The organism is Flavobacterium sp. W22_SRS_FK3 (genome assembly GCF_052113665.1).
Lineage (GTDB): Bacteria > Bacteroidota > Bacteroidia > Flavobacteriales > Flavobacteriaceae > Flavobacterium.
In genome coordinates this window covers 1-23,306 of sequence record NZ_JBGQOF010000005.1, presented here as the reverse complement: position 1 = coordinate 23,306, position 23,306 = coordinate 1, and the positions used below count along the sequence as shown (strand labels likewise).

19 protein-coding genes are annotated in these 23,306 nt (G+C 31.2%); 8 read left to right on the top strand and 11 right to left on the bottom strand.

What is annotated here, in order from left to right:
- Positions 1-18: 18 nt before the first annotated feature.
- The 7 genes from ACEN2I_RS06090 to ACEN2I_RS06060 form a co-directional block, all read right to left on the bottom strand.
- Entirely contained in the window at positions 19-1,071 is a 1,053-nt protein-coding gene (locus tag ACEN2I_RS06090) for a type III polyketide synthase (protein ID WP_441765206.1), read from the bottom strand.
- Positions 1,068-1,781, bottom strand: a complete 714-nt coding sequence (locus ACEN2I_RS06085; RefSeq protein WP_441765205.1) for a methyltransferase domain-containing protein — start codon at positions 1,779-1,781, stop codon at positions 1,068-1,070. The genes ACEN2I_RS06090 and ACEN2I_RS06085 overlap by 4 nt, the downstream gene beginning before the upstream one ends.
- Positions 1,782-2,909, bottom strand: a complete 1,128-nt coding sequence (locus ACEN2I_RS06080) for an NAD(P)/FAD-dependent oxidoreductase (protein WP_441765204.1) — start codon at positions 2,907-2,909, stop codon at positions 1,782-1,784.
- A 128-nt stretch (positions 2,910-3,037) separates the two neighbouring features.
- On the bottom strand, positions 3,038-3,232 hold the full coding sequence (locus tag ACEN2I_RS06075; protein ID WP_441765203.1) for a hypothetical protein: 195 nt from the start codon (positions 3,230-3,232) through the stop codon (positions 3,038-3,040).
- 110 nt (positions 3,233-3,342) lie between these two features.
- Positions 3,343-3,840 carry an acyl-CoA thioesterase gene (locus tag ACEN2I_RS06070; protein WP_441765202.1) on the bottom strand — a complete coding sequence of 166 codons (498 nt, stop codon included), beginning with the start codon at positions 3,838-3,840 and terminating at the stop codon, positions 3,343-3,345.
- Between the two features lie 52 nt (positions 3,841-3,892).
- Positions 3,893-4,474: a TetR family transcriptional regulator C-terminal domain-containing protein gene (locus tag ACEN2I_RS06065; protein WP_441765201.1), complete on the bottom strand. Its 582-nt coding sequence runs from the start codon at positions 4,472-4,474 to the stop codon at positions 3,893-3,895.
- 351 nt (positions 4,475-4,825) lie between these two features.
- Positions 4,826-5,884 (bottom strand): mechanosensitive ion channel family protein, encoded by a 1,059-nt coding sequence (locus tag ACEN2I_RS06060; protein ID WP_441765200.1) that lies wholly within the window; start codon positions 5,882-5,884, stop codon positions 4,826-4,828.
- A gap of 468 nt (positions 5,885-6,352) precedes the next feature.
- Here ACEN2I_RS06060 and ACEN2I_RS06055 point away from each other — a divergent pair, with 468 nt between their 5' ends.
- Positions 6,353-8,095 (top strand): APC family permease, encoded by a 1,743-nt coding sequence (locus ACEN2I_RS06055; RefSeq protein WP_441765199.1) that lies wholly within the window; start codon positions 6,353-6,355, stop codon positions 8,093-8,095.
- 592 nt (positions 8,096-8,687) lie between these two features.
- On the opposite strand, the gene ACEN2I_RS06050 is transcribed toward ACEN2I_RS06055, so the two are convergent.
- Positions 8,688-9,980 (bottom strand): hypothetical protein, encoded by a 1,293-nt coding sequence (locus ACEN2I_RS06050; protein ID WP_441765198.1) that lies wholly within the window; start codon positions 9,978-9,980, stop codon positions 8,688-8,690.
- 1,102 nt (positions 9,981-11,082) lie between these two features.
- Here ACEN2I_RS06050 and nhaA point away from each other — a divergent pair.
- Positions 11,083-12,255, top strand: coding sequence for a Na+/H+ antiporter NhaA (gene nhaA, locus ACEN2I_RS06045; protein ID WP_441765197.1), 1,173 nt, complete (start codon positions 11,083-11,085; stop codon positions 12,253-12,255).
- A gap of 6 nt (positions 12,256-12,261) precedes the next feature.
- Here nhaA and ACEN2I_RS06040 read toward each other — a convergent pair whose 3' ends face one another.
- On the bottom strand, positions 12,262-13,572 hold the full coding sequence (locus tag ACEN2I_RS06040; protein ID WP_441765196.1) for a DUF389 domain-containing protein: 1,311 nt from the start codon (positions 13,570-13,572) through the stop codon (positions 12,262-12,264).
- Positions 13,573-14,206: 634 nt separating this feature from the next.
- Between ACEN2I_RS06040 and ACEN2I_RS06035 the strand changes: the two genes are divergently transcribed.
- The 6 genes from ACEN2I_RS06035 (at position 14,207) to ACEN2I_RS06010 (ending at position 21,599) form a co-directional block, all read left to right on the top strand.
- Entirely contained in the window at positions 14,207-14,905 is a 699-nt protein-coding gene (locus ACEN2I_RS06035; protein ID WP_441765195.1) for a DUF1826 domain-containing protein, read from the top strand.
- A 523-nt stretch (positions 14,906-15,428) separates the two neighbouring features.
- Positions 15,429-15,842 (top strand): response regulator, encoded by a 414-nt coding sequence (locus ACEN2I_RS06030; RefSeq protein WP_441765194.1) that lies wholly within the window; start codon positions 15,429-15,431, stop codon positions 15,840-15,842.
- Positions 15,843-16,119: 277 nt separating this feature from the next.
- Positions 16,120-19,116: a PAS domain S-box protein gene (locus ACEN2I_RS06025; RefSeq protein ID WP_441765193.1), complete on the top strand. Its 2,997-nt coding sequence runs from the start codon at positions 16,120-16,122 to the stop codon at positions 19,114-19,116.
- 5 nt (positions 19,117-19,121) lie between these two features.
- Complete coding sequence (locus ACEN2I_RS06020) at positions 19,122-20,255, top strand: FIST signal transduction protein (RefSeq protein WP_441765192.1); 1,134 nt, start codon at positions 19,122-19,124, stop codon at positions 20,253-20,255.
- A complete protein-coding gene (locus tag ACEN2I_RS06015; RefSeq protein ID WP_441765191.1) occupies positions 20,255-21,295 on the top strand; it encodes a sensor histidine kinase in 1,041 nt (346 codons plus the stop codon). Before ACEN2I_RS06020 ends, ACEN2I_RS06015 begins: the two co-directional genes overlap by 1 nt.
- Positions 21,282-21,599 (top strand): Hpt domain-containing protein, encoded by a 318-nt coding sequence (locus ACEN2I_RS06010; protein ID WP_441765190.1) that lies wholly within the window; start codon positions 21,282-21,284, stop codon positions 21,597-21,599. The genes ACEN2I_RS06015 and ACEN2I_RS06010 overlap by 14 nt, the downstream gene beginning before the upstream one ends.
- Before the next feature lie 76 nt (positions 21,600-21,675).
- On the opposite strand, the gene ACEN2I_RS06005 is transcribed toward ACEN2I_RS06010, so the two are convergent.
- Both ACEN2I_RS06005 and ACEN2I_RS06000 read right to left on the bottom strand, forming a co-directional pair.
- Positions 21,676-22,848 (bottom strand): glycosyltransferase, encoded by a 1,173-nt coding sequence (locus ACEN2I_RS06005; protein ID WP_441765189.1) that lies wholly within the window; start codon positions 22,846-22,848, stop codon positions 21,676-21,678.
- Positions 22,849-22,864: 16 nt separating this feature from the next.
- Positions 22,865-23,306 (bottom strand): glycosyltransferase (locus ACEN2I_RS06000; protein ID WP_441765188.1); only part of this gene is annotated, 442 nt, incomplete at its 5' end.

Sequence of the window (23,306 nt, the reverse complement as noted above, 5' to 3'; positions counted from 1 at the left end):
TTTTTGCTATCTAATAATTTACCATTGCAATAATACTCTCTGTGCCGAAAATCCCGGTCCAAAACTAAGCATCAATCCTTTTTCGCCAGGTTTTGGATTACTGTTGATAATTCTTTCTAAAACATAAAGAACAGTTGCACTGGACATATTTCCGTATTGTTTTAATACTTCTTTTGTGTCGTCAATATTTTTACCTAAACCTTCAAAAAGCGATTCAACTGTGGTAACTATTTTTTTGCCTCCGGGATGAAAAATCATATAATCAATATCTTTGATTTCTAAATTATTTTCTTTCAGAAATGGATGGATAATATTGCCAAAATTAGCAGCAATCGTATTTGGAACTTCAATATCCAATACCATTTGTAACCCACTGTTTGTAAGCTTAAATCCCATCATATGTTCAGCATCATAAAAATGATACATTTGTTCATTGAGTATTTCAGGTCCATTATCTTCGTCATGCGATGATAAAAGACAGCAGGCAGCACCATCGCCAAAAATAGCGGCACTCACAATATTGGGCATCGAAAAATCATCCAGCTGAAAAGTTGCCGTAGGTGATTCTACCGCTATTACCGCAGCACGTTTTCCCGGATTTGCCTTAAGAAAGTTTTTTGCATATATAATTCCTGAAATTCCTGCGGCACAGCCCATTTCTGTAACAGGTAAGCGAACAATATCCTGCCTGAGGTTCATTTTATTGATAAGATAAGCATCTAAAGAAGGGATCATAATTCCGGTACAGCTCACTGTAATAATATAGTCAATGCTTTGTGAATCCCAGTTTGCCTTAGCGAGGGCTTTTTCTAAAACCTTTTCGCCTAATACAATCATTTCACGGCTGTAAATATCATTTTTATCTTCAAAAGAAGTTGCTGTGAAAACCTCAAGCGGTTCCATGATTGAATAACGCTTGTCTACAGCAGCACCTTGAAATATTTTTTTTACCTTTTTTATAAAACGCTCGTCCTGACCTTTTAGCCAACCATCTAAAAGTGGAAGTATTTCTGCTGTTGTTCTTGAATATTTGGGCAGTTGCGTGGCAACAGTTATTATTTTGACAGTCATAATTTTGTAATTATCCATTGGTAACGGAAAGCCCATTTCCAATTTATGGCATAGTTTTTTAAATTCAGCTTTTTGGAGAAATCCTCCAGTTCATTTTTTTTAAATCCTCTTAAAATAGAAACAAGACCATCCTCCCGCGACATTTTGCTCAGATTGAATACCCAACAAATTATTTCAAAAAGCCTGTAAGCCAATTTACTTCGATGCAGATCATTGACAACAATACCTATATTAGCCTTATTATTAAAGATAGCAATTATATTTAATATTTCCTCATCAGAAAAATGGTGGAGGGTAAGAGTACATAAAACAATATCATAATTGACTGCTGCAAAATCTTCACTAAAAATATCCAAACATAAATATTCAATATTCGAATATTCGTTTGATAACGTTTTGGCATAATTTACAGTAAAAACATTTGCATCTATTCCGATTAATTTAAAATTGATATTGTTTTTCAATCCGTAATTAGCCAGCATACGGAGCATGTCTCCGTTTCCGCAGCCTACATCAGCGATTACTATTGTTTGGGATGTATTGATTTTCTTTACTAATTCTTTTATTCCATTAAGTGTTATTTTATTACCACCAAGTAATTGATTAATACGTGCAATTTGATCAAGCGCAGCACTAAGTTCACTTCCATGAAGCAAAAAATCATCCATTATTTCGGCTTCCTGAGTTCTGTATTTTGTAGTTATTGCCATTTAATCGACTGTTATAGGTTTTCCGTGCGTCTGTTTTATGATTTGGGATAATAATACGGGTATAGCTGCAACCAATGCAACCAATGCATTTGTAATTGTTTTGTTTGCTAAGATTCTGGCTAAAAGCCTGCCCATCATTAACCTTTTGCCGAAATGCTTTTTCCATTGTGCGGCATAATTTTTTTCTAATATTCTTCTTGATGTTATTTTTCCTGATTGATAATCCATTATTAATTCTGATGCTATTTTGGCACTGTGTATTGCCATTGCCATTCCGTTACCACAAAGTGGATGGATAAGACCTGCAGAATCACCAATCATTAATATATGATTTTCTACCGGCTGTTTTTTGTCAAAAGAAATCTGGCTGATAGTAAGTGGCTTATCAAATAATAGATTACTATTTTCAAAAACAGATTTAAGGTATTTGTTTTTATAAAGCACATTTTTTTGATATTCTTCTATATTTTTATATTTTTTGAAAGTAGCATAATCCGCCAGATAGCAGATGTTTATAATATTATTTTCTACTTTTGAAACACCACAATAACCTCCGTTAAAATTATGTATTGCTACCATATCATTAGTAATATTGCCCGAATAATGCCCCTTAATCGCCAACCAGGGTGATTTTTTAGTTATAAATTTTCGTGCTAAAAACTGATCAACATTAGAGCGTTTTCCAAAGCCGCCTAATACTAATTTTGAATATATTGTTTGATTTGGCGTTACAACTGAGAATTCATCGTTTGCAAAAGAAATAGCAGTAACGGTTTCTTTTAAAATAACACAGCCACTTGATAATGCTTTTTGATATAAGATGTTGTCCAGCAGATATCTGCTGATACCAAAGCCTCCCAAAGGAAGTTTTGTTTTTGCAGTTTTACCGTTTTGTATCGTAAATTCAAAAGTGGAAATTTTTTCCGGATTGAATTGTAAAACATCTATATCAAGCCAAAGAAGATAAGGGAGGATTTCATTGGAAATATATTCTCCACATACTTTGTGACGAGGATATTCGGATTTTTCAATTAAGGTTACTCGCAATCCTTTTTTTGAGAGATGTATTGCTCCTGTCAAACCAGCAAGACCGCCTCCAATAATTATGACATCCGGATTTATTTTCATATTCCTAATTTAGTAAAAAAAATCTTATAAAGGCTATTGATTTGAAGTTTAAAATCCTGTTGAATTACTCATTCACAACAATTAAAAAAAACGTCCCAAAATATTCCATTTGCGACGTTTTAAAGTTTTTATTTTTTTTCTTCGTTATTCAATTTATCATCAAAGTCTGGCTCTTTACCTTTGAATTTTTGAGTGTCAACATCATAATTTTTATCGTTTGTTAAAACTTCATCATGTTCTTTATATTGATGTTTTCTCATATCACTTCGATTATCAGAACCACTTTTTTTAGTGCTTTTCGGATTTTGATTATTTGTGTTCATATTTCTAATTTCTAAGTTTTAAAATTTTACTAAAATTACCTGAAATAATAATATGAATACTTATATAATAATTTCAAAAAGTTATAAAATCTCTTTGCAATTAATAGCTTTTATAATTGAGCATGTATTCTGGTTTTTAATTTTTGAATGGTTTCTAAATATCTGTTTTCAAAAATTGATTCCTCAATAGGTACAACAACTGATTGAAATAGTTTCATTAAATCATCTGAATGGTTTGCAGATTTTTTTGTCTGGATATTGTATGGAATAAACTTTATCCACAAAATAGCTTTTAGCTCTGTTTCATTTTCATTCCACATTTTCATTTCAACCTGAAGAAGATTTTCAGAATATTGAATCAATTGAGATTCAATTAGAACTGTTTCCATGGTAATGGCCGGTTTTATATAACTTATTTGATTGGAGGCTACAACCCAACTAAGTCCCGTTTCTTGCATGTACTTAAATACATCAAGATTATATTGTTCTGCAATTTGATCTTCGCGGGCATTAAGAAAGTATTCTAAATATTTTGAGTTGTTTAAATGATTAAAAGGATCACAGTCTTGAAATCTAATTTTTCTTTTTGTTTTTAATATTTTTTCCATTTTAAAATATATTACGCAAATACCAATCGGTATTTACAGGGTTAAATTTTTTTTATATCATGATGTATTTTATTAATATGCTGTCAATAAAGTCCATCGCATTCGTTATATAGGTCTGGTCATCATGAGTAAATGCGAGAAGCGAACTTCCTTCAATTAGTGATAAAATAACTTTGGCATATTTATACGGATCGGTATTTTCTTGAATTTCATTTTTAATAATGCCTTCCTTTATAATGCTAACTAATCCAGAAGTAAATTTTTGAGACAAATTTTGTGCTTCGGCAAATAATAACGGATTTATGAATTTTGTATCCACTCCAACACGTAACATAGGACATCCGCCTATATCTTTCACTAAATTATAATAATTACGCTGGTAATCTGTTATAACATGTAATTTATTTATGCTGCCTGGTGTGGTAGAAACAAGCCTGAATAATGGCTTTATTGCTAAACTTATATTTAGTTGAAAAGATTTTAATGCTAAATCTTCCTTATTAGAAAAATTGCAATAAATAGCACCTTTTGTAAGGCCCGTTGCTTTTGTTATATTCGTGAGGCTAGTTCCAACATAACCTTGTTTGTTAAAAATTGGAGCTACTTTATCTAATATAAATTCAGAAGTATTCATTAATTTCGGTATAAAATGAAATAGTCAAAAAACAAATGTAAGAATAAATACCGATCGGTATGTGAAGATGTCGGTTTTTTTTATCTGTTTTTTAAATTATCTATTTATAGAATTTTAGACCCTTTAGTATAAAAATTGAAAATTGTCATAAAAACAAAAACCTCCAAATTCTAAGATTTGGAGGTTTTAACGCATTTTTTTATAGATTTAAAAATTTTAAAAGCTGTCTTTTTACTTCTTTCTACTTCTAGCGGGAAAAACACTTTTCAAAAGAGCTAAAGTTAAGCTGTAAGCCATGTGTTTTTTGTACAATTTTAAGATTTGAAAAAAAACAGGAAGGGAAAAATCTTTTTAGTTCAATTTTATTTCTTTATCCATAATTATCGTTTGAGTAGGATAGGCAAAATCAATTCCCTCTTTCTCAAAAGCGGAAAATATTTCAAGATATACTTTTTGCTGATTATCCATATATAGATTATAATCAGCATCTAACACGAAATAAACGAATTCAAAATTCAGACTGAAATCTCCATATCCTGAAAAATGTCCTCTGTCAAATTGAAGCTGAGATTGAGAATCAATAATTCCTTTTACAATATTAGGTATTTCTGCTAACTGAGAGTGAGTTGTCTGATAGGTAACCCCCAAAGAAAACACAATACGTCTTTTTTCCATTCTTTTATAGTTTCTCAATCTGGAATTAGTAAGATCTGTATTGGAGCAGATAAGCTGTTCTCCGCTCAGAGTACGGATACGGGTGGTTTTAATACCAATATATTCTATTACTCCATTATCATCACCTAATACGACAAAATCACCAATTTCAAAAGGACGGTCAAAAAAGATCACAAAATAACTGAAGAGGTCTCCCAATACAGCTTGTGCAGCAAGAGCAATTGCGATACCACCGACACCTAATCCTGCAATCAGAGTGGTGACATTGTAACCCATATTGTCGATTAAAAATATGAGTCCGCAAATCCATATAATAATATTAACAATGGCAATAAGTCCTCCTGCCTGTTTTTGCTTACTTTCACTTTCTTCTGACCTTTGGATAAAGGAATAGACAAATTTTTTGAAGGCGGCACTGATAATTTTCAGAATAAAAAAAGTAAAAGAAAACATATAAGCAATATGTATGACTTTGTTAATATTATCTGGAAGCTTAAGTGTCAGCAATGCAAAATAAAAAGAACTGATATATAAAATAGGCAGTACAGATTTATCTACCACTTCGATGATAAAATTATCCCAGGTAGTTTTTGTATTCATAGCCCAGTTTTTCAATCTTTTTATTACTACAACTTTGACTGTTTTAATAATAATTATTGATGCTATTATCATTCCTGCCGCTATAAGCCAGCTTAAAAAAGTGTTGTCTAAAAAGGTTGTGTTTAAGATATCCATATATAAGTTTTTAATGTTTCATTTGAAAAATATTTAACTAATGGGACACCTGCAGATAAAAGCATAAAATAGACGCAAATTTTGCTTATCAAAGTTTGTAGTTGATAAAAGCTTAAGGAGTGCTGTCTAAAGACAGTAAAAGCTAGAGAATAATATAATAAATATTAGATCAACAGTTATTGATGCAAGCAGTAACGAATTATTTACACAGCTATATTTTTGCAATAGATGTACCGATAATTAGTGTTTCAAAGTTAGTCATATAAAAAGCCGATTCCAAGAAAAATAATGAATAGCTCTATTTTTTCTTTTTATTAGATTTATCGAATATTTGAATACACTGTCATTACACTTTTAGAACTTTTGTTGGGTAAAGTATTAATTTAGGCTTAACTTTGTTAGCAAGGTTAATAACTTTTATGATAAAAGTATAAATTCATTCCTGTTTATAATTACTGTTTAATTTCTATGAAAAATCACATTACTCAAAAACTGAATGAACTTCAGGCAACTGCCATCTGTGGTAACGACATTACTTCTTCCTGTCTTTATGTATCTGCCTTGACCATCGGATATGCCGGGCAATATGCCTGGATCTCTCTTTTAATAGTGGCGTTTGTTCTGCTCCTGTTTCGAAAAATTTATGGTGAAGTAGTGGGGGCACTCCCTCTTAATGGAGGAGCTTATAATGTGCTTCTTAATACATCGACAAAAAGAATAGCCTCATTTGCAGCAATCCTTACTGTACTGTCCTACATGACCACAGCAGTAATATCAGCTACTGAAGCTATGCATTATCTACATACTATATTTTCTGGAATCAATATCCTTCTTGCGGCAGCAATAGTGCTGGTATTGTTTACTTTACTTGCAATTATAGGAATAGGCGAGTCGGCTATTGTCGCAGTCTGTATATTTATAATTCATTTAGTTACATTAATATTACTTGTTGTGTTTTCAGGTTTTTTTATATTTTCAAATGGATTGGAAACTTTTCATCTTAACTGGGAACTCCCATTAAATTCCAAAGGAATTTTATATACACTGTTCTTGGGATTTTCGGCTGCAATGCTTGGTATTTCGGGCTTTGAAAGTTCTGCTAATTTTGTAGAAGAGCAAAAAGCCGGAGTATTTCCAAAAACCCTCAGAAATATGTGGGCTATTGTAAGCTTTTTTAATCCTGTAATCGCATTGCTGTTAATTGCTGTAATACCAATTGCCGAGCTTGGAGAACATAAAGAATCGCTTTTGTCGTATCTGGGTCATACTACAGGCGGCGAATGGCTTGCATGGCTAATTTCTATAGATGCTGTTCTTGTTTTGTGCGGTGCTGTTCTTACTTCTTTTGTTGGCGTCTCAGGACTTCTGAAAAGAATGACTCTCGATAGAATATTGCCTAATTATTTTCTGAAGGAAAACAATCGCGGATCTAACTACAGGATCATAATTACCTTTTTGATACTCTGTATATCAGTTATGCTTGTTACGAGAGGCAGACTTGAATCTTTAGCTGGCGTATATACTTTTTCTTTTCTTGCTGTTATGGCGCTTTTCGGAATCGGAAATCTGCTCCTCAAAATCAAACGAAGAAAGTTGCCCAGACCTGAAAAAGCAAAGGGAATTGCGGTAGTTGTTGCTATAGCATTTATAATACTTGGATTTGCTGGAAATATTATTCTTAATAGAGAGGCTTTTCAAACCTTTATTAATTATCTTATACCGGCAGTTTTATTCGTATTAATTATGCTCAATCGCTCACTTTTGATACAGACTATGGTTGATATTTTAGAATATTTTTATGAACCTATTCGCAAATTTGCTATTATAAGTAATCGCTATTTGAGAAAAGTGCAGAATAAAATTCATTCTCAGGAATTTGTCTTTTTCACAAAAGGTGATGATGTGGCCATACTAAACAAAGTAATGCAATATGTTCAAAACAACGAAACTACCAGGAAACTAAAAATTGTAAATGTTAGACTAATAGAAGAGTGTAATGAGTCTCTTAAGAAAGATCTAGAAGTACTGGACAGGGCTTACCCTGAAATTCATATTGAGTTTATTGAGATTGATGGTGTTTTCGGACCTGATCTTATTGATGAATTATCATTAGAATGGAAGATCCCCAAAAACTTCATGTTTATTGCTTCGCCTGGAGATAAATTTTCATACAGGGTTTCTGAATTGGGAGGTGTAAGGCTTATTATGTAAATAAATTAAGATATGATAAGAGACTGTCTGTAATGTGCATTCCGTTCAAATATTTTTTGATAGAATAATAAAAGCTTACTCTTCGGTTAAACCTTATTTTTTTACATCTTATCTAGGGATGATGATTGGTATTTACTTTTTAAATAATATCGAGTCATCTTCCAATTGAACCTGTTTTCTATTTAGTCTTGCAAAATTTATAGCCTATACAACATATTGATAACTAATATTATTTTAGCTGCGGCAGTGAGAAACAAAAAAATCCTGCTCGATATTATTTCGAGCAGGATAAATAATTTCTCTTTTGATTCTTGTTTTACAATGATGAATTACTAGTTTTAAAATTTTTAGTTTTAAACAACATAAAAAAATGTTTTAAAGTAAATTCACTAGTAAAAGTAATTACAAATTGAATTTATTACAATTTCAGCTTATAGGATATATACATAAAATCTATAAGCTGAAATTTTCAATATAATTTAATATAACACTAATAACTTGTTTTTTTTTATAAACTTTATCATAATAGACAATTCGAATATCATAAAATCATTTTAAAGAGATAATGTCATTTTATTTTAAGTACAATAAATTATCTATTATCACTTGAAGCGGTAATTTTTCCTAATTGTAATCTGAAATCTGGTCTTTTAGCATCGAATATATCAACAAATGTTTCCTTATTATCACTTTTCGAATAAACATTAAAAAACAAGCTATTCCCATACCAGTGTTCCAAATCTTCATTATTACTATTACCTTCAGACAGGATATTTCCTTTGCATAAATTGAAATACATTTCTTCAAATTTAATTTTCTTAAGATTAGCATCATTAATCTCCGTTTTACCGTCTAGTAAAACTGCAGGATTAAATCCAGAAACCACACTGCGTTTCATTTCAAGAGAAGCTTTATCAGCAATATAAACAGCTTCTTTCACCAAACCTGACTGGATATCGGCATTAATATTTTCACTGTCATTTAACAATGTGATATTAGCTACCGAAACAAAAGTATGTTTTTTAGTAAAATCTGTTTCACTTTTGTTTTCATATGATTTTATTTCTAAACATCGTGAACCATCTTTGTTACTTGATAAATAAGAAGATCTTACCGCTAACGAATTATATAAACGGCATTGAACTCCCTGAGTAAATTTATAATCATCGTTAATTGATTTATAAGACACGAATTTAGTAGCATTTACATCACCTCCATAAAAAGCAAATGAGTTACCTCCGCAATAGCTAACCATAATATTTTCTAAAATTGTCTGGCTGCCAACACCTGCGATTGTCAAACCATTGAAAGTATCTGCTCCTTTAATATTTTTTCCTGCAAATTCGATTCTTACAAATCTTAAAATTCCAGAATTTGATAAAGCATTCTCACCGCCATAAGTAGTTAAGGAAGGATCAAGATCTAAGTTATAAGAACCAATATTTCCAAATTTATTAATAGGGGCTTCGCCAAGGAGTACAATACCTCCCCAGTCTCCCGCTTTTTTCATACTGCGATTTGAAGTAAATACAATTGGGTCCGTCTCAAGACCATCTGCAACAAGCTGTGCACCTTTTGTGACTACCAATGTTCCTTTTGTTTGGAAATCACCAATAATTAAAGTTCCGGGTTCAATTGTTAAAACGGCATTGTTAGTTACATAAACGTTTCCCTGCAAAACATATATATTTCTTTTAAGCAGTTTGGTGTTAACAGAAATCTTTCCTGCTAGAATTTGGTTAGGCTCACCATAATCTACTTTATGGGGTTTAAATTCGGACCAATTACTTAACCAGTTCGAGTAGCCAATGATTCCTTTTTCTTGTTGTGCATTCATACTTGTAACTGTTAAAAGAACGCAGATTATTTGAGTAATTTTTTTCATGACAAGGTGTATTTTTATTAGTTTTAAATTCCTGGGAGTTGTTTGGGGTGTGTTAAATTTCTATTTGGAATTCAGCTCTTTCAATTAGTTTAGTATGATACTTTAATTTTTGTCAAGGATTTTCATCTCTATTTTAATTAATGTTAGAAAGAAGACTTTGTGCAATATTTTATAAAATGAGTTTTTATAAAAAGTATTATTTCTAGTGAAAATCATCAAAGAAAGTAACAGAAAAATCTGAATTTAAATAGTCAAAGTTCTAGAAAAGCTGATAAAGATGTAGATAAGTATAACGTTGAATATGGTAAATAGATGCAATACCATATATGAGACGATTTTTGAAAATCTTGAAATCGACTAATTTGATAAGGTAAGGCATTCTCAAATCACAACTTTGTGAAGTTGTAGCACGGTGTTTTACCTTCCTTTTGACAATGAAATGAAAATCATAGTCTTTAGCACACACTAAATCTGAGGTTGAAAAGGACCGGGTTTCAGAAGTTATAAATCTATTTTGCAATTTGAATTTTTCAAGTCCGGAAGTGTATTTACATTCTGCTTTGCTTATAAAAGCAAGCAGGAATAGTAAAATAACACTTATTAACTTAAATTGTTTCATGCAGATATTGGAGAATTATAAATACCTTCTAAACACAGGTATATTGATACTTTACAAATATAGTAATTTTAAAAAGTTAATCATTCTAAATTTTAAAAAAAATATTAATAAAGTATAAAAATCTCATCAGGGATCATATTTACAACTATATTTTTTAGGAATTAATTTTGAGGTTTTCACAGAAGAAGAAATCTAAATATACGCTACCTTCTAAAGCCTTGTCGAGAATAACGCAAGTATTTACATGTTTTTATTATTCGTTGAAAGAAAATAAAGGAAGATGTAGAATGAATTTTAACATATTATACGTTTTCAAATTTAAACTTGATAAGTAATGTTTCAGTATCATTAGGTGTAATTTTATCATTTTCAGCAGGCATTACTGAATTATTTAGGTTTTTAGCTATAAAAAACAAATATGATAGTATTTATTTCTCCAAAATTCTGTTTGCCTTTTCAGGTGATATTACATATTTTTGTAAAATGGCAAAACTCATTAATATTAAAATTTTCGCGCATTTTTTTCAATCTTCCTCATCTGGAGGTGTCTTACTTCTTGCATGTGTAATTGTGTCACTTTTAATTGCAAATACCAGCTTTGGTACAACTTTTAATGATTTTCTATCTTACCCTTTAGGATATGAAACTACTTCGATTCAACTTAAGTATCCGGTTTTGTTATGGATAAATGATGGATTAATGGCCGTTTTCTTTCTTCTGGTGGGTCTTGAAATAAAAAGGGAGGTTATTGAGGGTGAACTTTCTTCTATCCGCCAGGCTGCATTGCCGGTATTGGCTGCAATCGGAGGGGTATTGGTCCCGGCAGTGATTTATTTTATTTTTAATGGGCAAAGTACTGAAACCGCCAAAGGGTGGGGGATTCCAATGGCTACTGACATTGCTTTTGCCCTTGGTATTTTGTCACTTTTAGGAAATAAAGTGCCATCGGGTCTCAAAATTTTTCTTGCCGCTTTAGCCATTGTTGATGATCTTATTGCGATTTTGGTTATTGCTATTTTTTATTCTTCCGAAATCCATTTTCTGTATTTAGGCTATGCCGGTGCTATATTTTTGTTGCTTATAATTTTTAACCGCCTGGGTATTAAAAATTTATTTTTCTATTTGCTCCCTGGTGCTTTTATGTGGTATTTTATTCATCATTCAGGAATTCATGCCACTATAGCTGGAGTACTTGTTGCCGTAACACTGCCAACTAATGAAGACGATACTGATTCGCCATTAGAAAAACTCGAGCATGCTTTGACACGTCCGGTAAATTTTATCATTATGCCTATTTTTGCTTTGGCTAATACCAATATTGCTTTTGAAACAACAATGCTGCAGGGACTTACAGGAAATCTTTCGTTGGGGATAATATTGGGTCTTTTTCTCGGAAAGCCTATTGGTATTTTTTTAATGTCCTGGTTTTCGGTAAAGATCAAGGCAGCAGATTTACCCAATGAGACCAAATGGACTCATGTACTGGGGCTGGGCCTTTTAGGAGGAATCGGATTTACTATGTCGATATTTATCGCTTTGCTGTCTTTTCAGCAACAAACTTATCAGAATGAGGCTAAATTTGCCATATTAATTGCTTCTATAATTTCCGGAGTTTCAGGTTTTCTGCTTTTAAAACTCTATAATAAAAAGCAATAACTTTATTTACTGCTTTTTAAATAGTATTGCATCTTTGACAGACAGACGTTCATTGAGCCATTTTGTGAGTTTATCATTCTCGTCTTTAGTCAGGCTTTTAGGCCCATCGTAAATTACTGCAGTGATCGTTGTGGTGCTGTCTTTATAATTTATTAATGAGTTTTTTGCGATTGAAAGTGAATTGACATTAGGAAATAATGTTCGTATTTCTTTTAAAATTTGTCTATTGTCAAATTTGTTTTTTGCCAGCTCTTTTTCAAGCTGTATGATTTTTACATCTTTTATGTTCATTTCATTTTCACTGCTCTTAATCTGATTTAAAATATCACCTTTAAGATCATTGAAACGATCTGTACTGTCCTGCCTGATATGCAGGTTCGTTCCACTCAGGTATTTATTATGGCTCAGCTTGTTTTTTATATTCATTATTTCTGCGGGAGAAAAACGCTTAGATAAAAAAGCAAGTTCCAGTTTTTTATTGTGTCGATTAAAATCGGTCTTTTTATAAACAACCGTGTATCCCTTATTACTGAATTCATTTTCAATAAAAATATTTACATTTTTTTTAAATTGCTGTTCTCTGTATAATGAATACGCAAGATAACTACTGGGCGCTAACATTGCTGTGATTAAAAAGGCAATAGTATATTTTACACGCTTTTGATGTTTTTCATCAATTTGTTTGACCGCCGGATAATTAAGATATTTAATGATTAAAAAAGTTGCTATACCAATAAATACACAATTAATACAATACAGATAAAAAGCGCCGAGGAAAAAAGCCCACTGAGCAGTTGCCAGTCCATAACCAGCAGTGCAAAGTGGCGGCATTAAAGCCGTTGCAATAGCTACACCCGGAATAGGATTTCCTTTTTCTGATCTGGTAACAGCGATTACTCCTACAACACCGCCGAAAAATGCAATAAGGATATCATAAATATTCGGTGATGTTCTGGCCAGCAATTCTGATTGAACGTCCTTAAAAGGGCTCAGGTAAAAATATAATGTAGATACAATCAGACTCACAACAGTAGCATTGAGCAGGTTTCTAAGTGATTTTTTTAATAATGAAAAATCATATATACCAAGGGCAAAACCAGCACCTACGATAGGCCCCATGAGTGGTGATATTAACATTGCACCTATAATAACAGCAGTCGAATTTACATTTAATCCTATCGAAGCAACAATTATTGCACAAGCTAATATCCAAAGATTTGCACCCTTAAAAGAAATGTTTTTTTTAACGGTCTCCAATGTCTTTTCTCTGTCACCTTCTCCTTCTTTAAGATTTAGAATATCAGTAATCTGCTTCATTTTTTTTTGTATTAATTTTTGAATGTTTTGTCAGGTGCCAATTTTTTAAAGATAAAATTTATTTTATTAATATGGATATCTTTCAATAAAGTTTTATGTTTTCCTGATAAATTATTCTTAGTACTATGATTGCAAATCTTTCTGATTAGAATGTTTGGAGTCTGATTTTAATTTTCTTTTAAATTTTTGGCTGATTTAATTATTTTTGTGTATAATAAATTACCCCAAGCAGAGCTTCGAGGAATTCTTTGATTAAAATTAGCAATCTTACTTTTGTGAGCACGTTTTATTTATCCAATTACAAGCAATAGTTTCTCCCGCTATTAATTCAACATCTTTCAAAAATAGAGCATAAAGTTTAAATAGGTTGTCTTCTAAAATTTGAAACGCATTTGATGGCGTAAAATTCCTGAGGTATGTTTAATTCTTAAAAATACAAAAAAATCCTGTTTTCATAAACGTATTTCCCTTTTGCAATGAAACTAAAAATGATGCCAATTGATATAATGAACATCTTAAATTTCGGTGGCAAAAAAGAAGTTAACCTTAAAAGTTTAAACAAAAAAAAACAGTTCAACTGACCTCTATTATATATTTTTGTACAAGAAGTAATTTAGTTTTTTAACATCATAATATGAGTAATATATTTTCTAAAAACAGCCAAATTGGTGTCGTAACTACTTTCTCTGAGCTTGTGCAGACAAATTTCAAAGGAGAAATGAATGCACTATGCTGGTACAGAAATTTGGATGGTGATTTTAATGAGATTGTATCCAAATTACAAATAAAAGAAAATATAACCGAAGTTTATCCTGAAGATCTAATTGCTCTCCAACTATCAGAAAGGGGGAATATAGCAAGGGAAATAATCATAAATGATTTACAATTGTTAGCTGATTTTGGAGCTTCACCCTCTCTTAATTTACTTAAGTGTTATGAACGTGATGATGAATTTGATTTCATATCAACTGATGTGTATTCGTTTCATGTTGACCGTTCACCCATTGCGACAGATACTTTTTTGTGTACCTATCACGGGACTGCAAGTGATATTGTTTCTAATTTGCAGGCAGAGCAAAAAATTCTAATTCCAGAAATTAGAGCAAAACTAAAAGAGCTGCATGACGGGCCATCAGAAGAATTTGAAGACTTCTTGAAAGAAAATTATTTTGATTTGCATTATCAGGTACATGATGATGTAGAACCTGTTAATTTAAAGCTAGGGCATCTTTGGCGACTGGCGGTAGATCATCCAAAACAACAAGTGCTTCCTTGTATTCACAGGGCACCCATAGAAAATGAAGGGGAATATCGATTGTTGTTGATTTGTTAAGGAATTGTGGCGACAATTTAGGGGTTGAAAAATTCATAAAATGAAACATATATATTCATAAATTAAGCATATAAAGAAGCTAATTGGTTTAATTTATCCCGAAAATTTCACGATTAAACAAAAGAAAATAGAGTTAACAAAAAAATTTCAAGTTGACTAGTAATTAACTCAGGATTATTAATTTTCTGACATGCCGCAACTTTACAAATGAAGTAGAACCGTTGTGATGATTGTATTTTGTATTGCCAAACAAAAAAGTGTCCGATATGTTTTTTGATGTAACTTCAAAAACTTATCTATAACAGATACTTAAAAACGACAAACAACAATATCTTTTTAGAGTTAATTTTTAGTGAGTTGAAGATACTTTTTAAATCCATTGTGCAAAAAAACCATTCATCGACACTTTTCTTCCAATTGTCTATACTTTATGATATGTTGACGAAAAACGATTCTTACTTTAAGGTAATGAAATACATTTGAAGTTGGATAAATGTGCATCAAAATTTAAAAATAAAAAAAAATGGCAAAATCGTTAAATATACTATTAATAGAAGATGATGCAATTGAAGTAATGAAATTCAATAGAGTATTAAAAACTTTGGAACTTAACCATCGCATCATTGAAGCAAATAATGGTGAGGAAGCAGTTGATATATTAAAAATGAAAGAAATAATACCTGATATTATTATTTTAGACCTTAATATGCCTAAACTAAACGGAATTGAGTTTTTGACTATTTTAAAAACAGATGATGTATTAAAATACATACCAGCAATTATCTTGACCACTTCCAATAATCACAGAGATCTTATGGAATCCTATAAGATAGGCATAGCGGGCTACATTTTAAAACCTTTGAAATATGAGGATTATGTAGATAGAATAAAAAAGTTATTAGATTATTGGAGCATTAATGAATTAATTTCACAATAATAAAATATAACAGTTATTTTTTAAGTCTAGTGCCAGAGAAGGAAATATAGTATTTGAATCATTTTTTCTTTTTTTAACAGTCTAAAGAAATTTATAACCATTAAATATTTAAAACATTTGTTGTTTAAGAAAAAAAGCAGTAATTTACCTTACAATTCTGAAAGATTTTAGCTGAAATTCAGATGTATTCTTGGCTCTTTTTGTATTAAAATCATTATTAATGATATAGTGAGCATATCCTGTATACATAAATTTTTAAAATTAAGGAGGTAACAACATGAAAAATTCTCAATTTCATTTTGATAGTGAAACATTCAATAGGATTTTCCCTTTTTATGTTTTGTTAGATTGCAACCTACTTATTAAGGGTAGAGGTAAGAGTTTTATCAAATTGCTTCCTGACTTAAAAAATAATATATATTTCCTAGATTCATTTACCATTGCTAAACCATTTATTGAAGAATTGAATAGTGGCAATTTTAATAAAGTCACAAATCAATTAGTCATAATTAAATCACTTCAAGATAAAGTTTCGTTTCGGGGTCAATTCGAAAAATATGAAGAAGGATATTTATTTTTAGGTAGCCTTTGGCTTACTTCGGTTCATAATTTTAAAGAAAAAAAAATATCTCTTTTTGATTTTGCTCACCACGATCCATCATTCGATTTACTTGATTTAATGCACAATCGTGACAAATCTGATGCAGCATTACAAAAATCTTTGACTACAATACATCAACAAGAAAACGACTTAAAAGATGCGACTAAGGAAATTCGCGATATAGCACTATTTCCTACTCAAAACCCGGATCCATTGATTAGAATTGATTTTGAGGGAAATTTGTTAAAAATGAATCCAGCGGCCCACGATTTAAAAAATCTTACATCTCAGGGGACCGATTATGAAATTTATGATTTTTTAAAATTCATTGTACACCAGATAGATAAAACAAAAGAAAGGTGGGTTTTTGAAGCTGATAGCAATGGTAAGTATTACTCTTTTGTTTGTAAAAGTCTACAGGAACAGCAGTATGTTAACATATATGGACGCGATATTACAGAACAAAAAAGAAATCAAGAAGAACTAAATAAGCTCTCTTTGGTAGCAAAAACCAATAAAAACGGCATTGTATTTACACATCCGGATGGAAAGATATTTTGGTGTAATGCTGCTTATCTGAAATTGACGGGATATAAGAACGAAGAGATTATCGGGAAAACACCAGTTGAATTAGGTTCAAATCCTTTATCTAATAAAGAAGAAATAAGAAGCATGATTAGTGCTTTTTACGAAGGAGATACTTTTGAAGTAGAAATTCTGCATGCTAAAAAAAACGGTGGTACTTTTTGGTCTAAGACAGTGGGACAGCCCATTCTGGATTCCTCCAAAAAAGTGATTCAGTATTTTGCAATGATCGAGGACATTACCGAAGATAAACAAAAAGAAGAACAACTTTTATTACTTTCTTCAATAGCAGATAAAAATATTAGCGCAGTTGTTATTTGTGACAAAAAAGGTAAAATAGAGTGGGTTAATAGTAGTTTTACTAAAATGACTGGCTTCACCAAGGAAGAATTGATTGGTCATAGACCTGGTCGTTTATTGCAAGGTGAAGCAACCAATCCGGAAACGATTGCCTATTTAAGGAATCAAATAAAAGAGGGTCTGCCTTTTAATTGTGAAATCTTAAATTACACAAAATTTAAAGAAAAATATTGGGTTAGAGTGCAAGGGCAGGCATTGTATAATAAGCAAGGAGAAGTGATTAAATTTTTCGCCATTGAGGAAAATATAAGTCAGGAAAAAGAATTCAATCAACAACTAATAGATTCTGAAAATCGTTTGACTTCGTTAATAACCAATCTTCAATCGGGTATTTTATTAGAAGATGAGGATAGAAAGGTGTTAATTGCCAATAAACGATTTTGTGATTTATTCGATTTTAAAGGAAAACCAGAAGAGATGATAGGTTTTGACTCTAAAATGGCCACAGAAGAAAATAAGCACTTTTTTAAAAAACCAGATGAGTTTATAGAAAGAGTAGAAGAAATTTTACGAAACAAAAAAAACGTCTTTTCTGAAGAGATTGAATTGGCGGATGGACGCGTCTACGAAAGGAGCTTTATTCCGATAGCAAAAGGCAATAAAAATGACGGTCATTTGTGGAGTTTTGAAGACATCACCATCAAGAAAAAATATAAAGAAAGCTTAGAAGGAGAAAAAGAAAAATATAGAAATATTATTGCCAATATGAATATGGGCTTATTGGAGGTAGATCAGGACGACATAATACAATTGGCTAATCAGTCATTTTGTGATATGAGTGGTTTTTCTTTGATTGATTTGTTAGGTAACAAAGCATCTGAAATTTTATTGCATCCTGAAGATAAAAAATTAGTTAATTTTAAAAATAAAGAACGGGTTAAAGGCAAGTCAGATTCGTATGAAGTAACTTCTATTAATAAAAAAGGAGAAACGAGGTATTGGTTAATTAGCGGTGCTCCAAATTATAATGTCAATGGAGAAGTAATTGGTTCAATAGGAATACATTTAGACATAACTCGACAAAAGAGCCTGGAATTACAAAAAGAGGAACTGCTTAAAAAATTAGAAAAACAGAATGAGCAGCTCAATGATTATGCTCAAATTGTGTCGCATGATTTAAAATCACCGTTACAAAGCATACATTCTCTAGTTACCTGGATCAAAGAGGACAATGATAAAGAGTTTAATGCGCAAACGCTTCAGTATCTTGATATGATAGAAGACAAAGTAGAGAAAATGGATCATTTGATTGAAGGAATTCTAACTTATTCGAAAGTAGATGATATTGAGATGATCACTGAAAATATTAATTTGAATGTTGAAATCAACAAAATAATTGATATTATTCATATACCAAAAAACATTCAAGTTGTAATAAAAAATGAACTGCCAACAATCAAAGCTGAACGATTTAGAATGCAACAATTGTTTATGAATATCATTAGCAATGCGGTAAATTACATTGATAAGCCTCTGGGATTCATTGAAATAAGTTTTGAAGAAGAAAAAAAGCATTATGTTTTTGCTATTAAAGACAATGGGCCAGGAATTGCTGCAGAGAATCAGGAAAAAATATTTAAAATATTTCAATCTTTTACTTCTAATAAGAGATCAACAGGTATTGGGTTGTCAATTGTGAAAAAAATAGTCGAAAATTACAAGGGAAAAATTTGGATAGACAGTGAACTGACTAAAGGTACTACCTTCTTTATTAAACTACCAAAATAGAAACTATGAAAATAATTCAAGCTTATAAAAAAAAGAATGAAAATTGGGAATACCTAATAAAAGAGGATGCATTAAAAAATCCGCTTGTACTTGTTTTCGGAAATAGAATGCAATTAGAGCGCCCGGAAGTCATTGATGCTGTCAGAAAGGAGTTTCCTTATGAACATCTGGTTTTTGGCTCAACGTCGGGCGAAATTATCGATGCAAATGTATTTGATGATTCGGTTGTAGTTACTGCAATAGAATTTGAAAAAAGTACTTTTGAAATTAGGACGGATAATATTTTTAATCATAATAAAGATGCGAATGCTTTAGGCCAATCTCTTTACCAACAAATACCTAAAGAAAATTTGAAGCATTTATTTGTACTCTCTGAAGGAAGTTTCGTAAATGGAAGCTCCCTTATTGAAGGCCTTGAAAATGGCATTCAAAATAAAGTACCAATTTCAGGAGGTATGTGTGGAGACGATGCTAAATTTGAGAAAACATTAGCTTCTTATAAAGAAAATCCAAAAGAGGGAGAAGTCGTTTTAATTGGATTTTATGGCGAAACTTTAGAAATATCTTTTTCTAGTTTTGGAGGATGGAGCTCTTTTGGTCCCGAAAGAATTATTACCCGATCAGAAGCCAATGTATTGTATGAAATCGATGGGCAGCCAGCTTTGGATTTATATAAAAAATACTTAGGCAACAAAGCCGATCAGTTGCCGCAAGCTTCTTTGTTATATCCTTTAAATGTTACGCCCGAAGGAAAATCGCAAGCTGTTGTTCGTACTATTTTAAACATTAATAACGAAGATCAGTCGATGATTTTAGCTGGCGATGCGCCCGAAAATGCCAAAGTACAGCTTATGATGGCTTCTGTAGATGCTATTGCCGAGGGAGCCTCACAAGCGGCTATGTTGGCAATGAAAAACAGAAAAAATCACCCACAACTCGCTTTATTAGTGAGTTGTGTAGGTAGAAAATTAGTAATGAATCAACGTGTTGAAGAGGAAATAGAGCACGTTCAGGAAATAATTGGAAATGAAGTAGCGATAACCGGGTTTTACTCTTATGGCGAAATGGCTCCATTTAGCGAGAATACATTTTGCGAATTACATAACCAAACCATGACTTTAACCCTAATCAGCGAATAATGAATACGTTGTTAAAAAGGCAAATTGCCAAATTTATTAACCCAGACCATTTAAAAGATTTAAAGCAATTTTTGCAGGCAGTTAATGAATCTTATGAAAATCACCAGGATCAGATGAGCATGTTGCAACATGCTATGAAAATTAGTTCTGACGAACTTTTCGAAGCCAATAAAAAACTGCGAGAGGAAGCCAATAGTTTAAAAGAAATAAATTCAAATTTGACAGAGATTTTAAATTCTATGAATTTGGATGCTGAAAAATTGGGTAATGCAAAAGATTTTAATCAGTCTGATTTCTTAAAAAAGCAATCTATAGAAATTGTCACAATGAACAAGCAAAGAGAAGAATTGCTTCAAAGTTTAGAAAATCAAAACAGAGAACTTAACGAATATGCTCATGTAGTTTCTCATGATTTAAAAGCACCACTCAGAAATATTGACACTTTGATTAATTGGGTTCTGGAGGATAATAATGATGTAATGGGAGAAAGTGGCTTAGGTTTACTTAATCAGGTATTGTTTAATGTCGAAAAAATGGATTTGCTCATCAAAGGAATTTTAGATTATTCTACTGTGGATAAGTTAGAATCTGAAGAAAGATTAATCGACTTCAATCTGTTGATTGACGAAATTAAAAGAGGGATTCATATTCCCAAGAACATTAAAATTTCTATAATTAATGATTTACCAAAAATAAAAGGAAATACATGGCGGTTCAAGCAATTGATGCAAAATTTAATTGAAAATAGCATTCATTATAATGATAAGGTACAAGGTCAAATTGAAATTGGCTGTAAAGAAAAAGAGCAAGATTTTGAATTTTACATCAAAGACAATGGTATCGGAATTGCTGAAAAATACCACAATAAAATTTTTAAAATATTCACAAAATTAGAAAGCAACAATCAAAATTCAGGAGTGGGGCTTTCTATAGTTAACAAAATTATTGAATATTATAAAGGCTCTATCTGGCTTGAAAGTAAAGAAAACATTGGAACAACATTTTATTTTACCTTACCCAAAAACTATGGAACAGCCTAATTTAAATTATATAGACCAACTCTCTGGAGATGACGATGTATTTAAGCAAAAAATGATTGCTATTATTAAAAAAGAACTTCCTCTTGAAATAGATTCATATCATAAAAGCATGCAAGAACATCATTACAAACTTGCTGCAGAGTGTGTTCATAAATTAAAACATAAAATATCTATTTTAGGTCTTGAAAAGAGTTATTATATTACTAATGAATATGAAAATCTATTATTGAATGAAAAACCTGAGTCTGTCGACAAATTTGAAAGTATTTTACAGGTAATGCAAAGTTTTATAAACGACTTATAAAAACTTTATTAATTTTACTAATATTCTTGTTATAAAATATATTCTTTAATTATTTATATACGATTTTAAATTGCTCTTACCTATAATGGAGTGCAATTTGACCAATTTGACCAATAATTTTTATGGAATCTTTAAATGACAATTTAGAACCATCCATGTGAATCCACCTGTTTAAAGGCTTTTCTAAAATTAATTCCTGAGTTTTTGCAGAACCATATATTTTTTTCATTCGCATAAAAATCTCTACATCAAAAACCCATTTTGTTATAAATTTTTCATTAAAAGTTTTTTCTATAATTTCTTTTGTCATTATTTTAGCGCCACATTGTGTATCATTTATTTCCATTCCAAGAATTTTTCTAATAATATAATTTATGGTCTTACTAATGATCGCTCTTGCAGATTGTTTAGTAATGTCAGCTCCCATTCTTGAAATTCTGGAACCAAAAACCAATTTATATTTAGAGTTATAAATAGTATCTGCCAAATCTTGAAAATCATCAAAGTTGGTGGATAAATCGGCGTCTAAAAAACCGATGTAATCAAATTGATTTTGCTTGGCCAAGTGTAACATTCCTAAGCGGACAGCTTCAGCTTTTCCACCATTTTTTTCGCAATCATACACGCTAATATATTCTTCTTTTCCTTTTGTTAATTCATACAAGACGGCTAATGTATTATCTTTACTGCCATCGTTGACAAAACAAAGATGGTATCCTAAATTTTTATGCACAAAAGACTTAAATTCAGCACTGGATAAACGGGTTTCCTCGTTATAACACGGAATAACAACTCCAATACATTTGTTTTGGATATATCGTTCCTTAGAATTGGGTTTTTCTGAAGGAATTTTTTCAATAGTAGATCCTATTAATCTTTTTACTCTTGCGCTAATTTCGCTTAAGCTTACAGGCTTTTTCATGTAGTCATCAATACCTAAATCAAAACCTTTTATAATGACTTCTTCATCAGTATTACCAGATAAAACCATTATAGGTGTATTGCCTTTTTTGATTTGTTTAATATATTTGACTACTTCCAAGCCAGATCCATTTTCGTTTGTAGATTCTGCATTAGAAAGGTTAGACATATTAATGTCGACAATAACTAAATTTGGTTTTTCAATGTCATATTTAGCAATGGCGTCTATTATGTTGTCTGTACTTATAACTTCATATCCTAAACCACTCAATAATTTTTCTAAAGACAACAAAACCAATTGCTGATCATCTACTATTAGTATTTTCATAAGATTCAATTTAATTTTATTGTATTGATTTAAAGCATTCTATATACATCATTATAATTTTGTCCATTGAAAGGGCACTTGCTGCTTGAAAATTGGTAATTGCTAATTCTTTTCGATAGTCATCATTTGAGATGATTTTATCAATTGCTGTTGCTAAAGAATTAGCACTTTCCGGATTAAAAAATTCTCCTTTATACCCTTCATCTTCAATCAACAAAGCCAAATCGCCCAAATCTGGCATGATAACTGCTTTCCCATAACTACCAGCTTGGTGTAGCACTCCAGAACTACCAGTAGTAGATGTATAAGGGAATACTACAATTGTACTATCAGTAAAAATTCTTTCTACATCATTTTCTTCAACATATCCGGTAAAAATAATTCCCTCAACGTTTTTGTATTTTTCTTGTACAGCATATAAATATCCAGGTGTGTTTGGACTATCAGTTCCTGCAATT

Bases quoted from the DNA above. Each gene is read 5' to 3' on its own strand.
- ACEN2I_RS06005 (WP_441765189.1), bottom strand. From the start codon at position 22,848: ATGAAAATACTAATAGTAGATGATCAGCAATTGGTTTTGTTGTCTTTA.
- ACEN2I_RS06035 (WP_441765195.1), top strand. From the start codon at position 14,207: ATGAGTAATATATTTTCTAAAAACAGCCAAATTGGTGTCGTAACTACT.
- ACEN2I_RS06015 (WP_441765191.1), top strand. From the start codon at position 20,255: ATGAATACGTTGTTAAAAAGGCAAATTGCCAAATTTATTAACCCAGAC.
- ACEN2I_RS06090 (WP_441765206.1), bottom strand. From the start codon at position 1,071: ATGACTGTCAAAATAATAACTGTTGCCACGCAACTGCCCAAATATTCA.
- ACEN2I_RS06020 (WP_441765192.1), top strand. From the start codon at position 19,122: ATGAAAATAATTCAAGCTTATAAAAAAAAGAATGAAAATTGGGAATAC.
- ACEN2I_RS06025 (WP_441765193.1), top strand. From the start codon at position 16,120: ATGAAAAATTCTCAATTTCATTTTGATAGTGAAACATTCAATAGGATT.
- ACEN2I_RS06080 (WP_441765204.1), bottom strand. From the start codon at position 2,909: ATGAAAATAAATCCGGATGTCATAATTATTGGAGGCGGTCTTGCTGGT.
- ACEN2I_RS06085 (WP_441765205.1), bottom strand. From the start codon at position 1,781: ATGGCAATAACTACAAAATACAGAACTCAGGAAGCCGAAATAATGGAT.
- ACEN2I_RS06060 (WP_441765200.1), bottom strand. From the start codon at position 5,884: ATGGATATCTTAAACACAACCTTTTTAGACAACACTTTTTTAAGCTGG.
- ACEN2I_RS06030 (WP_441765194.1), top strand. From the start codon at position 15,429: ATGGCAAAATCGTTAAATATACTATTAATAGAAGATGATGCAATTGAA.
- ACEN2I_RS06010 (WP_441765190.1), top strand. From the start codon at position 21,282: ATGGAACAGCCTAATTTAAATTATATAGACCAACTCTCTGGAGATGAC.
- ACEN2I_RS06040 (WP_441765196.1), bottom strand. From the start codon at position 13,572: ATGAAGCAGATTACTGATATTCTAAATCTTAAAGAAGGAGAAGGTGAC.
- ACEN2I_RS06075 (WP_441765203.1), bottom strand. From the start codon at position 3,232: ATGAACACAAATAATCAAAATCCGAAAAGCACTAAAAAAAGTGGTTCT.
- ACEN2I_RS06070 (WP_441765202.1), bottom strand. From the start codon at position 3,840: ATGGAAAAAATATTAAAAACAAAAAGAAAAATTAGATTTCAAGACTGT.
- ACEN2I_RS06065 (WP_441765201.1), bottom strand. From the start codon at position 4,474: ATGAATACTTCTGAATTTATATTAGATAAAGTAGCTCCAATTTTTAAC.
- nhaA (WP_441765197.1), top strand. From the start codon at position 11,083: ATGGCAAAACTCATTAATATTAAAATTTTCGCGCATTTTTTTCAATCT.
- ACEN2I_RS06050 (WP_441765198.1), bottom strand. From the start codon at position 9,980: ATGAAAAAAATTACTCAAATAATCTGCGTTCTTTTAACAGTTACAAGT.
- ACEN2I_RS06055 (WP_441765199.1), top strand. From the start codon at position 6,353: ATGAAAAATCACATTACTCAAAAACTGAATGAACTTCAGGCAACTGCC.